At 59.2% G+C, this 12,511-nt stretch carries 10 protein-coding genes and 3 pseudogenes; 9 read left to right on the top strand and 4 right to left on the bottom strand.

The annotated features are described in order from the left end of the window. Positions 1-36: 36 nt before the first annotated feature. The 5 genes from Q2941_RS12180 to Q2941_RS12160 all read left to right on the top strand — a co-directional run bounded on the left by Q2941_RS12180 (position 37) and on the right by Q2941_RS12160 (position 5,851). Entirely contained in the window at positions 37-1,038 is a 1,002-nt protein-coding gene (locus Q2941_RS12180; protein WP_458192683.1) for a branched-chain amino acid ABC transporter permease, read from the top strand. Between the two features lie 27 nt (positions 1,039-1,065). After that, positions 1,066-2,397 (top strand): ABC transporter substrate-binding protein, encoded by a 1,332-nt coding sequence (locus Q2941_RS12175; RefSeq protein ID WP_458192618.1) that lies wholly within the window; start codon positions 1,066-1,068, stop codon positions 2,395-2,397. A 75-nt stretch (positions 2,398-2,472) separates the two neighbouring features. Beyond that, positions 2,473-3,261 carry an ABC transporter ATP-binding protein gene (locus tag Q2941_RS12170; RefSeq protein WP_458192617.1) on the top strand — a complete coding sequence of 263 codons (789 nt, stop codon included), beginning with the start codon at positions 2,473-2,475 and terminating at the stop codon, positions 3,259-3,261. 28 nt (positions 3,262-3,289) lie between these two features. Continuing rightward, positions 3,290-4,486 (top strand): acyl-CoA dehydrogenase family protein, encoded by a 1,197-nt coding sequence (locus tag Q2941_RS12165; protein WP_458192682.1) that lies wholly within the window; start codon positions 3,290-3,292, stop codon positions 4,484-4,486. A 123-nt stretch (positions 4,487-4,609) separates the two neighbouring features. After that, a complete protein-coding gene (locus Q2941_RS12160; RefSeq protein WP_458192616.1) occupies positions 4,610-5,851 on the top strand; it encodes an SfnB family sulfur acquisition oxidoreductase in 1,242 nt (413 codons plus the stop codon). 268 nt (positions 5,852-6,119) lie between these two features. Here Q2941_RS12160 and Q2941_RS12155 read toward each other — a convergent pair. Next, positions 6,120-7,351 (bottom strand): annotated as a pseudogene (locus tag Q2941_RS12155) (diaminopropionate ammonia-lyase). Positions 7,352-7,632: 281 nt separating this feature from the next. Between Q2941_RS12155 and Q2941_RS12150 the strand changes: the two are divergent. Both Q2941_RS12150 and Q2941_RS12145 read left to right on the top strand, forming a co-directional pair. Next, entirely contained in the window at positions 7,633-7,839 is a 207-nt protein-coding gene (locus tag Q2941_RS12150) for a hypothetical protein (RefSeq protein ID WP_458192615.1), read from the top strand. Positions 7,840-8,348: 509 nt separating this feature from the next. Further along, a pseudogene (locus Q2941_RS12145) lies at positions 8,349-8,554 on the top strand (cold-shock protein). Positions 8,555-8,720: 166 nt separating this feature from the next. On the opposite strand, the gene Q2941_RS12140 reads toward Q2941_RS12145, so the two are convergent. Continuing rightward, positions 8,721-8,918, bottom strand: coding sequence for a hypothetical protein (locus Q2941_RS12140; RefSeq protein WP_458192614.1), 198 nt, complete (start codon positions 8,916-8,918; stop codon positions 8,721-8,723). A 338-nt stretch (positions 8,919-9,256) separates the two neighbouring features. Further along, positions 9,257-10,150, bottom strand: coding sequence for a hypothetical protein (locus tag Q2941_RS12135; protein WP_458192613.1), 894 nt, complete (start codon positions 10,148-10,150; stop codon positions 9,257-9,259). 97 nt (positions 10,151-10,247) lie between these two features. Between Q2941_RS12135 and Q2941_RS12130 the strand changes: the two are divergent. Both Q2941_RS12130 and Q2941_RS12125 read left to right on the top strand, forming a co-directional pair. Then, positions 10,248-11,448, top strand: a pseudogene (locus Q2941_RS12130) (IS256 family transposase). Between the two features lie 144 nt (positions 11,449-11,592). Next, the gene (locus tag Q2941_RS12125) at positions 11,593-11,730 is read left to right on the top strand and encodes a hypothetical protein (RefSeq protein ID WP_458192612.1); all 138 of its coding nucleotides are present in this window, start codon (positions 11,593-11,595) and stop codon (positions 11,728-11,730) included. 134 nt (positions 11,731-11,864) lie between these two features. Here Q2941_RS12125 and Q2941_RS12120 read toward each other — a convergent pair whose 3' ends face one another. Beyond that, a complete protein-coding gene (locus Q2941_RS12120; protein ID WP_458192611.1) occupies positions 11,865-12,191 on the bottom strand; it encodes a hypothetical protein in 327 nt (108 codons plus the stop codon). Between the last annotated feature and the right edge of the window lie 320 nt (positions 12,192-12,511).

The raw sequence follows: 12,511 nt of genomic DNA, 5'->3' as shown, positions 1-12,511 counted from the left end.
ATTCCCTTCAGCAAATCGAGCTGTCCGTCGGCCGAGATCCTGTGGGGCGGGATCATCGTCGCACTCGCCTACGGCGTTGTTCCGTTCGTCGGATCGGATTATCTGCCCGATGCGGTGCTGACGCCGTTCCTGGCGCTGGCGCTGGCCGCCGTGGGGCTCAATGTTCTCACCGGATACACTGGACAGGTCTCGCTCGGCTCGGCCGCCTTTCTCGCGGTCGGCGCGTATGCGGCCTACAACCTTCATCTTCGCATCCCGAGCTTGCCGCTGCTGGTTGATCTGGTGCTGGCAGGCGGCATCGCGGCTGCCGTTGGGATCGTGTTCGGATTGCCCAGCCTACGGTTGCGAGGGTTCTATCTGGCGGTATCGACGCTCGCCGCACAATTCTTCGTACAATGGGCGCTCAACAAATTCGGCTGGTTCTCTAACGACAATCCGTCCGGTGTGATCGATGCACCCGTTCTGAGCATTGCGGGCATTTCGTTCACGAACGCTGCCGAGCGGTATGTTTTTTCGCTAACGATCGTCGTTATGTCGACCTTGCTGACACTGCGATTGCTACGATCCCAGTCGGGCCGCAACTTCATCGCAGTGCGCGACCATGAGATCGCGGCTAAAGTGATCGGCGTGCCGCTGCTTCGAACCAAGCTGCTCGCCTTTGGCATCTCGTCTTTCCTCATCGGCGTTGCCGGCGTTCTCTGGGCCTTTGCGTATTTGCGCACTGTCGAGCCGGCCGGCTTCAATCTCGACCGCTCATTTCAGATCCTGTTCATGATCATCATCGGCGGTCTCGGCTCGCTGCGCGGCTCCTTCATCGGGGCGGCCTTCATCGTCGTCTTCCCGCTTCTGCTGTCACGCGTCGGCGCGGCCCTCCTCGGCAGCGTGTTTGATTCCGGCGTCCTGGAGATGAGCCAACGTATCCTGATCGGTGCGCTCATCATCGTATTCGTCATCGCCGAACCACGCGGTCTGATCGCCTTGTGGGATCGCACCTGGTCTACCCTTCGGTCTGCACGGCGCACGGCAGCGCCGACTTGATCTCTTAACAACTCAAAGGAGCTCGCAATGAGCATGCTGAGACGCTTGAAAATGACTCTGGGGGCGGTACTCGTCGCCGGCCTTGCCGGTACACTGGCGGCCCATGCCGACGAACAGTTCTTTCCATTGCAAAGCTATCGCGTCGGTCCTTATGCCGCCGGCGGCACGGGCTTTTTCGGCGGATTTATCGATTACCTCAATCTGATCAATGTCCGCGATGGCGGCGTCAATGGCGTAAAATTGACCTGGGATGAAGGCGAGACCCAGTACGAGGTCGAGCGTGGCGTAGAGGTCTATGAGCGGCTGAAGAATCGTCCCGGCATCGCTGCCTGGAATCCGCTGTCGGTCGGGATCGCCTATGCCATGATCGACCGCATCACAAAGGATAGAGTGCCGCTGATCACGATCAACCATGGTCGTACCGATTCGACCGATGGCCGGGTGTTTCCTTACGTCTTTCCGCTGCTGCTCAATCCCTACAGCGAGACCTCTGGAATTGTAAACTACATCGCCTCGAGAGAGGGGGGCCCGGACAAGCTCACAGGCAAGAAGATCGTCGTGCTCTATCATGGCTCGCCCTACGGCAAGGAGACGATCCCGATCTATAACCTGCTCGCGGACAAGTACGGCTTTGACCTTGAGCAGATCGAGGTCCCGCATCCCGGCAATGAGCAGCAATCGCAGTGGCTATCGATCCGCCGGGCAAAGCCGGACTATGTGGTCCTGCGCGGCTGGGGCGTGATGAATCCGGTAGCCTTGAAGACTGCACAAAAGGTCGGCTTCCCAGCGGACCACATCGTCGGCAATGTCTGGTCCAATTCCGAGGAAGACGTCATTCCGGCAGGAGAGGCGGCTAAGGGCTATATCGCGATTACGACCCAGGCGTCCGGCGCCGAATATCCGGTGCTGCAGGAGGTGATCAAGACCGTTTACGGCGCGAACAAGGGCAATCTCGACGACAAGAAGCGGATCGGTAGCGTCTATCACAATCTCGGGATTGTAAACGGTATCCTCAATGTCGAAGCTGTCCGGATCGCGCAGGCCAAGTTCGGCAAGCGCACCCTGTCCGGCGACGAGGTTCGCTGGGGCTTTGAGCACCTCCAGCTTGATCCTGCGCGGGTCGAGGCGCTGGGCGCAAAAGGGCTATTCCACTCGATCAACGTCACCTGGGACAATCACGAGGGCGACGGCCGTGTCACGTTTCAGCAATGGGACGGGAGCAAGTGGAAGGTCGTCTCGGATTGGATCGCGCCTGATTGGGCGTTCCTCCGGCCGATCATCGAGAAGTCGTCGACGGCCTATGCCAAGGAGCATGGCATCAAGACCCGTACCTCCGGTGATGATCCGGTGAGCCAGTAGTGCAAGGGTTGCGCGCTATCTTTCGGAAAGCGTCAGCTCCCGAAAGGTCTCGCATGAGGAAGGATGGATCCGGGCATGAGTGACATTCTGCTTTCGCTCGAGGGGGTGGCGGCGACCTACAATCATGCCGTCCGGGCCGTGAACGAGGTGTCATTCGCGGTCCGGCGGGGCGAGATTGTCGCCGTGCTGGGTGCCAACGGTGCTGGCAAGTCCACGACGCTTCAGACGATCTCAGGGCTCCTGCCGGCGCGGCGCGGCCAGGTGACCGCCGGACGGATCAATTTTGACGGTCGCGACATCGTGTCGGCGTCGCCCGCCAAATTGGTTCGCTCCGGGATCGTTCCCGTGCTTGAGGGCCGGCATTGCTTCCGCTCGCTGACAGTGGAAGAGAATCTTGTTACGGGCGCTATTGGCCGAGACGCCAAGTCTGGCCTGATCCGCGCTGGCCTGGAGGAGATCTACGAGCTTTTCCCACGGCTGAAGCATCATCGCAGGTCCATCTCGGGACTAACGTCGGGCGGCGAGCAGCAGATGACTGCGATTGGCCGCGCACTGATGTCGCGGCCGAAGTTGTTGGTGCTTGACGAACCGTCGATGGGGCTCGCCCCGCTTGTCGTTGAGAGCATCTTCCGAGCGCTGAAGCAGCTTAACAGAGAGCAGGGCCTCTCCATCCTGGTAGCTGAACAAAATTCGACGGTCGCGCTACGCTTTTCCGACCACGCGGTCGTCCTCGAGAACGGCCATAGCGTCCTTTCCGGTACATCGGTCGCCTTGCGCAATCGCGACGAGATCAAAGCGCTTTACCTCGGCGGCTCACCCCCAACCGACTCCACACAGAAAGTGCTGACGCACGCCGTTGCTTGAATTCGCAAGAAAAAAGGAGAGACTGAGAATGGCTTCAGCCAAACTGGCACACAACTTCAGCCAACACCCCTATTCCCGGCTGGATGCTGCCATCGATGCGACCGTAAGGATCAATGCCGATCGCAATGATCTCGAAAGCCGCTTTCCGAGAGAGAATTTGACAGCGTTGGCGGAAGCCGGCTGGACCGGCGTCCTGAACGAAACCCGGTTTGGCGGCCTTGGCCTTGCCCATGTCGATTTTGCCGAAGCCGCCTATCGTATTGGCCAAGTTGATGCATCGACGGGCCTTGTCTACGTCATGCATGTCGGTGCGGCTCAGACCATCAATCTATATGGTAGCGACGACCAGAAGGAGCGCTGGCTCAAGGCGAACAACGGTGCCTTGCTGGGTACATATTCGACTAGCGAGCGCGCCACCGGCGGGCACTGGTGGTATAATCTGTCGGAGGCATCGCGCGATGGCGACAACTATCTGCTTGATGCCAAGAAATCATTCACAACGAGCTCCGGTCAGGCCGACTTCTATGTGGTGCAGACACGTACGCCGGGTGCCAAGGACCAGACCGACATTGTCTTCTTCATCGTGGACGGCAAATCTGCCGGAATCGAATCAAAACCTTGGAACGCTCTCGGCGTGCGCGCCAATCACTCGGGGCCAATCCATTACACGAGCGTGCGGGTACCGCAGCGGGACCGGCTCGGCGCTGAAGGGCAGGGGAAGGAAATCATCTACAACGGTGTCTCGCCCGTCTATCTGATCGGGCTCGGGGCCGTCTGGGAAGGTCTCGCCCGGGGCGTGTTGAATGCGGCCGTCAAGCACACCGCAAGTTTCGTACACAAGGATCGGAACAAGAGAGTTGCGGATTATCAGGCGGTCCGGCAGGAGCTCGGTGCGGCCAAGGTGCTCGTCGAATCGTTGCGGCCCTGGCGCCTCGAGCTTGCAGCAAGGCTGGACGAACTCTGGCGCGCCGACAAGCCGCAGAGCGAAATCCTGATCCCGCTGACCGAGTTCAAGGTGCATGCGGCCGAGGTCGCAAACAAGGTCGCAGCCGCTGCGCTAACAGTCACCGGAGGTTACGGCTATCACCGGGGGCCGATTGAACGTTCCTTCCGCGACGCTCGTGCCGCCATCGCAATGGGCCCATCGAACATCATCGCTCGGGACTGGATCGGCAAATCTCTGGTGGGCTTGCCGCTTGAGCTCTTCTACGAAGGTGGAGAGTAGTTCGAACGCCGTATCGGAAACAAGTCTATGCCGCGAAAGATGCGGCGATTAGGCTCAAGGTAGCGAACGGCACCTCATGGTGCCAGCCAGCCGGGGCGGCCGCCAGGCCTTTCGGAGTTTTTCATGACCACAATAATTGAACGTGCTGGCCGACCCGAGGCTGGATCGGAGTTCAACGTCGTACCAAAGGCGCAGGTCCTCAGTTCTGACGCGGAGGCCATCGACATCGCGCACAAAATGGCCGCCGAACTTGCAATCGATGCGCCAGCGCGCGATCGCGAACGGCGTCTGCCGGCAGCCGAGCTTGATCGCTTTTCGTCAAGCGGTCTTTGGGGCATCACCGTACCGAAGGCTTATGGCGGAGCCGGCGTCTCCTTCGCGACGGTCGCAGAAGTGGTCAAGATCATCTCGGCCGCCGATCCCTCACTTGGGCAAATTCCACAAAGTCATCTGAGAGTCCTGGACCTGTTGCGACTGACCGGCTCGGACGATCAGAAGCGCTTCTGGTTTGGTAAGGTCCTGCAAGGCCATCGCTTTGGCAATGCGGTCTCCGAAGCCAAAAGCAAGCATACCGGCATTTTCGAGACGACGATAACCCCGGATGGAGATAGCTTTCTGATCAATGGTCAGAAGTTCTATGCGACCGGGGCGCTCTTTGCTCATTATATCGCCATTGCAGCAACTGACGACAACGGAAGAGCGCATATCGCGATCGCGCCTCGCGATGCGGACGGATTGAGCGTCATTGATGATTGGTCCAGCTTCGGCCAGAGGACGACTGCCAGCGGCAGCGTCGTTATACGCAATCTTCGGGTATCCGAATTGGCAGTATTGCCGGCGCACGCGGTATATGACGCCCCGACTGCGAACGGACCGTTTGCCCAGCTCGTCCACGCCGCGATCGACGCGGGCATCGCCAAAGGCGCTCTTGCCGACACGGTTGCTTTCGTGCGCCAATATGTACGGCCATGGATCGATAGCGGTCAGAACCATGGTTATGAGGACCAGTTCACTATCGCCCAAATTGGAGATCTCAGCATCAAACTGCATGCGGCTGAAGCCCTGCTCGAGCGAGCGGGGCACGCCTTGGATTTTGCCGTCGCGGAGCCAAACGATAAAACGGTCGACGAGGCATCAATCGCCGTTGCAATCGCCAAGGTGACGACGACGGAGATCGCGATTTTGGCAGCGAACAAACTGCACGAGCTTGGCGGAACGCGATCGACGCTTGCACAGTACAACCTTGATCGTCATTGGCGCAATGCGCGTACGCACACGCTGCACGACCCAGTGCGCTGGAAGTACTTTCATATCGGGAACTACGTGCTGAACGGAGTACGTCCGCCGCGACATCCCTGGAATTGAGGTGTCCGTTGTGATCACGGCAATCGATTCGAATAGATCTTGATTATTGGTCGAGCCGTTCTAAGAGTGTCTGCTGTTTGATCGATGGGGAGTTTATGCGTTGAGCCGACCTGACGGCTTGGGCAACGTCTTTGCGAGCCGCTTGCACAGGTGGTGCACTCTGCAAAGAGACAACTTGGGACGATTCGAGATGAAGAAAGCGGCCACATTCGCCGCAATCAATATCGCCCAGCTTGAATGCTCAAGAAGGTGTTCAGATCCCAAAAGGCTAGCTCGCAGCATCCGTTGACATGTTTTTGCCGGCCTTATCGTTTTTCGCGGTCACGTGAGAAGGCGTCGTGCCGACCAGCTCTTCATAGAGGGAAGGATCAGTCGCACCTTCGGTGTTGACCAGGAAAACCCGTGCATTCGGTCCAAGACCAAGCTTGGCACGCAAGGTCGGCTCAGAAGCAGCTTTCAGTAACCCTGCGAGACCAACACCACCGCTTTCGCCAGCAACAACTGCCGGATCGCCATCCCTCGGATTTGCCAGGCGCTTCATCACGCTGATTGCGTCCTCGTCGTCGACCGTCATAAAAGCGTCCGCTGCGCGCGAAAGGATGCGCCACGCGATAAGCGAGGGCTCGTAGCATTCGAGCATTGCCATCACGGTGGAATGCAGGTGATTGACCTTCACAGGACGCCCGGCCCGCGCGCTTTCAAGGAGGCACGCCGCTCGCGAGGGATCGACAACAGTGAAGAACGGGCGGTCGTTGCCGAACAGGACCGAGAAATGTCCGGACATCGCGCCGGCGAGCCCACCCACGCCGGCCTGAATGAACACATGAGTCGGGGGGGCGCGCAATTGACGCAGAGCCTCACTCAGTAGCGCGGTGCATCCTTGCATCACCAGTCCTGGGATCCGCTCATAACCAGGCCAAGACGTATCAGATACCGTGATCCAGCCGTTTTGGGCCGCAACGCGGGATACCTCGGCAACTGCATCGTCATAGTTGCCATCGACGCGGATCATCTGCGCGCCAAAGCGAGCAATGGCGACGATGCGCTCCTTGCTGACGCCTGAATGAACGAAAATGGCGCATTTCGCCCCAACAAGCTGGGCGCCGTAGGCAACTGATCTGCCGTGATTGCCGTCAGTGGCGCAAGAGACCGTCATGCCTCGTGCGACGGACTGACTTCAGATGTGCGCAAATCGGACAGCTCAACGTCGCGACCGAGTTGCCGGGTTGCTTCCTCGATCACTAGGCGGATCACAGCATAAGAACCGCCCAGCGCTTTGAAACTACCAAGGCCGAGGCGATCGCCTTCATCCTTTAGATGGATCGAGCCAACTCCGATCTCACGGGCAAGGCCCGCTAAAGAAATAAGAGGAGTTTCCTTGTGCCCATCGCGATCCCTGAGAAAACGCTCGACCTCGCGGGCGGCATCGACGCTCAGCGTGTCGGCGTCCGAAGCGTCAAGGAGAGCGCGGTGATCGGGGTGCGAGTTGAGGAGAAACATGATTTGAACTCTCTTGCCTCGTTGGCGCGGCTGTATGAAGCATTTCATTCGCGATGGCAAAGTGGTTGGCTTCGCTAGCAGCAGAAGCCAACAATCGAGTGGTGGAATCCGTCAAAAAGACTGTTCATGCGCCGAATTTGTGCGTCGATGGGTGAATCATTGCGTTAATCAATATCGATAAAGCCATACCTTGCAGGACTACGCACGTTGTTTTGGAGGCGATAAGGGACAAGCGCCGGTTGGGCCCACACCAATTCGGCGCAGCACCATAGGAGCAGGACATGGCCAACCATTTCTACCGACTCCGTATGGGCAGATATGCCGAGACGTTGTTTCGGCGTAGTCAGCGCGACCTGGAGCAAAGGCTTTGGCTGCAGTACAACCTGATGCGGCTAGGGAACGAACTCGCGCGAGCCAAGCACCGATCCGGCCTGGCGGACCAGCCAGTCCGGCATGGACACAATGCAACCGAAACCGTCCTCAGCTGAATCGAGCTGATCAGAGGTGGCAAAGAAATCTTTGTCACGGCCGCAACCAAGCGGACTTACCGCCCGTCCATTGCGCAAACCTTCGTATGCGGTCGCTTAGCGAGCGATCCTGAATGAGGTTTGCGAGAACATCCCAAGCAGGAGACTGGCGTCCACGCTCATGTCGCCCCCGGGTTTCTGAAAACCTCTACCGATGGCGAAACGACGCTCGACGGCCTCAAGCGCGCGCAAGCCCTGCAACCGGGTGGATCAACATGGTGCATCGATATTGGAGTATTGAGCTGTGGCTTCGTGTCTTCCGCTCGATGCGGCTTTTGCCAACGGACGGCTACCTTTGGTGCCTGGGCCGCAACGCCGATTGACAAGTCAAGGGCGACGCCATGGGAGGCGATCGAGAATTCGCGACGTCCGCTCGGCCTAGCAGCATGTATGTCGCAGAACGCAGATGGTCTTGATGCTCAATAGGTACTCTGGCCAAAATCCTGCGGGTTCAATTTGAAGTTACTGTGCTGGCAATCGGTACGGTGAAATGGTTTAGCTCGACCAAGGGGTACGGCTTTCATCGAGCCGGATGATGGCGGCCCCGATGTATCGTCCACATTCGTGCCGTTGAAAAGGCCGGCTACGCCGAGTTGCAGAGGGTGCAAAGATCAGCTACGAGATAAGGGCCGGACGTTCTGGCAAAACGTCCGCCGAAAATCTCCGACTTGGATAACCACGCTCGCGCGAACAGAAGAGAATTCTGGCTTCGCCTCCGGCCTGTCCGCGGAGGCGTAGGTGCGGCCTCAGCATATCCCCCCGGAGCCGCTGAGGCCGTTTCCTTAAGTCCACGCGTGTGATTTCTCGCTCCCTGAACACGGGAGCCAATTGTGCGAATTGCGTCAGCAGGTGAACGCCTCCTTGCGCTCGCGGATGACGAGCCTTCCTCTGACGGGCAGGGCGAGCAGATCGACGTTGAAGCCCTTGCCGTCGTCGTGCGGCCAGACCGCACCGATTTTTGTCCAGAACGCGCTCTCGCCTTCCCCAGTGATGACGAAGGCCTCATGGCTCGGCTTCTTGGCTTTAGGTTTTGCGGGCATTGCATGCTCCAGGTTTGGGTTTGCCGCGAGGGTAGGACCGTCCGGGAGACAAAAACGTTCTGGTGCCGGTCGTTGCCGGCATGCGGTTGGGCGTAGTCTCAGCGGTGACGATCCGTCGCGCAACGCAATCGCGCCAGGATAGGTGGCGCAGGCACGCCACGGCTTGTATGACCCACCATCCTCGAACGGCAGAGATGAAAAATCGGGAGGCAACTCGCCAATTGCGCGAGACAGGTAGGCGCAGCCGCTTTCAGCCGGCGGACGGGATCTGCACGATGTTGGCGAGAGTTAGCAAGACGGGTTGTTGCAGGCGCCGGTCAGACGAGACGGCGGTCCAATCAAACCTTGTCCCGACCCTGCTTGGATTGACGAATGTCAGCGACAGGCCAATCAGCATAGTGTAGGCGGTATGACAGGCATCTGGGCGAGCGGCGATAAGCCAAGGAGTTCGCTCGCCTAACGCGTTCAAGAAGTGCGGCCCGCATCGGGCGCTTCAGTGTGCTCCACCAGACATCGGACATGCAGGTGTGTTCGACGTGTTCGAAGGCACATTGGACGGCAAGCGAAGCCATGTGCTCCCTTGGCCGAGCGCCGAAAGTGCGGACGAACCGCTTTGCGGCGACATCACCTCGCAACCAAGTGAAGGCAAGAACTGTCACGCCGTCGGCGGCAAGCAAGTGCATTGCCACGTAAGTACAGTCCTCCGCGAGGTTCTGAACCCGTCGAGCGGCGAAATCGTATTGCGGCCGGAATGCGCCGGTAGCCATCACGGCAGGGGGCGTGTCGAAGCGAATGACGAGGCTGCGGAGGTCCTTGAAGCGTCTAGCCGCAATGATCTTCTCAGTACGGATTAAGGCGTCGTGCGCTTCCTCAAATGCCTTTTCGCTCCATATCGAAATCCAGGAAAATCTGGGGTTCAGTGGTTCGTTCGATTCGTAATCCAGCTCGGACTCTGCTGACTCCAGCTGGCTATTGCGCTGATAGAACTCAGCGGCAATTGCTCGATAGTGCAGTAGCGCGAGCTGCTCGGGTGAGAAGACGAGCGGCACATCCTCAATTGGCGCAAAGAGAGCCTTATCGTGACCGGCACAGAAGCAGTTCATGGTCGAGAACTCGCTGACGCCAATCTCTTTCGCCTCGAATCCGGTCCGCTGCATCTTCATTATGGCAGGGGTCGTGTCCCCGGAGGTGGTGTAGCTCGGTAGAGCAAAGCCGTCCGCACGCGCGCCCACCAATAGCGCCGTAGCGGGCGGGCGGCTTTGCGGTGGTCACCGATGATTCGTCGGTAAGGTTTGGGTTGCGACACCAACCTGATTCGAGGAACCACCGATGACCGACGACATGATGAACCTGCGCACGCTCGTAGAGAAGACCCCTGACGCCGATCTCTTGCGAGAGATGATCGGCTTTGCCGCCCATCGGCTGATGGAGCTCGAGGTCGAGGGCCTGACCGGGGCGGCTTACGGCGAGAAGAACCAGGAGCGCCTGGTCCAACGCAACGGTTATCGCGATCGAAGCTGGGAGACCCGCGCCGGCACGGTCGAACTGCGCATTCCCAAACTGCGCAAGGGCTCCTACTTCCCGGGCTTCCTCGAACCGCGGCGGATGGCCGAGAAGGCGCTCACGGCGGTGGTGCAGGAGGCCTACGTCCAGGGCGTCTCGACCCGCTCGGTGGACGATCTGGTGCAGGCCATGGGCATGAGCGGCATCTCCAAGAGCCAGGTGTCGCGGCTGTGCGGCGAGATCGACGACAAGGTGAAGGCGTTCCTCAACCGCCCGATCGAGGGCGACTGGCCGTATTTGTGGATCGATGCCACCTACGTGAAGGTGCGCCAGCAGGGGCGCATCGTCTCAGTCGCGGTGATCATTGCGGTGGGTGTCAAACAGCGACGGCCGGCGTGAGGTGCTCGGCATGGATATCGGCCCGTCCGAGGCCGAGACGTTCTGGACCGCGTTCTTGCGCAAGCTCGCCCGCCGCGGCCTGCGTGGCGTGAAGCTGGTGATCTCGGATGCCCACGAAGGCATCAAGGCGACTGTCGCCAAGGTGCTCAACGCCACCTGGCAGCGCTGCCGCGTGCACTTCATGCGCAACGCTCTGGCGCATGCCGGCAAGAGTGGCCGCCGCGTCGTCTCCGCCTTCATCGCCACCGCGTTTGCCCAGGACGATGCCGAGGCGGCACGCGCGCAATGGCGGCGCATCGCCGATCAGCTGCGTCCCAAATTGCCAAAGCTCGCGGTGTTCCTCGACGAGGCCGAGACTGATGTGCTGGCCTATATGAGCTTCCCGGCCGCGCACCGGGCCAAGCTGCACTCGACCAATCCGCTCGAACGCGTCAACGGCGAGATCAAGCGGCGCACCGAAGTGGTCGGCATCTTCCCCAACGAGGATGCCATCCTTCGCCTGGTCGGCGCCATCCTGCTCGAACAGAACGACGAGTGGGCAGTCCAGCGCGGACGTTACATGACGCTGGAAACGATCGCGCCTTTGGGCGATGATCCCACCGTCAGCTTCCCGGCTATCGCCAGCTGACCGATCCGGCTCATGCCGGCGAACGTGGTGACACCCGCCCAGCTACACCACGCCACGGGACACGACCATGGCAGGCAAAGAGGTGGGAACGGCAACTATGTGTCCGTCCCGCGCGATCTGCCTCAGTTGGGAGCGGGGAATGATATGGGCGCGAACGATCTGACCTCTGCATGGCGATTGATCGCCAGCAGCCAGGCACTCCTTGAACTTAAAGAAGCGCTGGTGCCGTTCGGTGAAGGACCACAACTGTGGTGGAATCGACATGATCCGAAGGATAACTAAAGTGTAGGCTCACTGGCTAGATAGTACGATCGGCGGCGACTGGGTATCGTTGCTGCTCGAGGTAAATTCAGACATTATCCTTTTGGGTTGCAGCTCCAGCGGCTTTCCGCCTTTGCCGCTCGTCGTTTATGGCCTCACATATTCTCGCGGAACGTAGATGTTGTCTTGAACCCATTGCCAAAGCTCATCCCAGTCGGCGAACTGTTGCGCGTCTGCAGAATGGAGAGGTTCAAGGAATGCGTCGCACCAATAACAGAGAAGTGCCAGCCAAACGGCGGGTGCTGATCGTCAGCAGGAGCAAACGGCAGATTCCAATCTACAAATTCCGAAAGGCGGACCATGCCGCGCCTCGCAAGAAGCTCTATGGCGCGATCTTGCTGGGTTGGTTGAGCTGAAGGCATCAGGATTGTGTGGTATAAAACGTCTGATTTGTCGATAAAAATACCGACGATATGTATCATCGTGGCGAATAAGTGATTTGAAATAAGTGCGCCAGCCGCAAGCTGGTGCGATCCAGCTGGTGAAAGTCCGGCCCAAGTAAGGCGTAGCGTCCGCTTGGTAGTGAGTGTTGCGTGGTCACTGGCGACAGTGGGTGCGAAGCGTACACAGCGATTGCATGGGGTGTGGGATTGAGCCACGAAAGATCAGATGTCGCAGGGGCCGAGGGTTTTTATTCGCTCGAAGGCAACATGTGCGGCACCGTTATGCGAGGTGCTGACGCCCTGCCGGGGTCTAAGGCCACATCACGTGCAAAAGGATCGCATCGGAAGCTGGGAGATCT

It is taken from the genome of Bradyrhizobium sp. UFLA05-153 (assembly GCF_054185185.1).
The sequence above is the reverse complement of the archived record's forward strand: the minus strand, read 5'-3'. Positions and strand labels throughout refer to the sequence as shown.

Excerpts from the sequence above, each read along its gene's own strand:
- Q2941_RS12175 (WP_458192618.1), top strand. The coding sequence starts at position 1,066 with ATGAGCATGCTGAGACGCTTGAAAATGACTCTGGGGGCGGTACTCGTC.
- Q2941_RS12170 (WP_458192617.1), top strand. The coding sequence starts at position 2,473 with ATGAGTGACATTCTGCTTTCGCTCGAGGGGGTGGCGGCGACCTACAAT.
- Q2941_RS12165 (WP_458192682.1), top strand. The coding sequence starts at position 3,290 with ATGGCTTCAGCCAAACTGGCACACAACTTCAGCCAACACCCCTATTCC.
- Q2941_RS12160 (WP_458192616.1), top strand. The coding sequence starts at position 4,610 with ATGACCACAATAATTGAACGTGCTGGCCGACCCGAGGCTGGATCGGAG.
- Q2941_RS12150 (WP_458192615.1), top strand. The coding sequence starts at position 7,633 with ATGGCCAACCATTTCTACCGACTCCGTATGGGCAGATATGCCGAGACG.
- Q2941_RS12140 (WP_458192614.1), bottom strand. The coding sequence starts at position 8,918 with ATGCCCGCAAAACCTAAAGCCAAGAAGCCGAGCCATGAGGCCTTCGTC.
- Q2941_RS12125 (WP_458192612.1), top strand. The coding sequence starts at position 11,593 with ATGGGCGCGAACGATCTGACCTCTGCATGGCGATTGATCGCCAGCAGC.
- Q2941_RS12120 (WP_458192611.1), bottom strand. The coding sequence starts at position 12,191 with ATGATACATATCGTCGGTATTTTTATCGACAAATCAGACGTTTTATAC.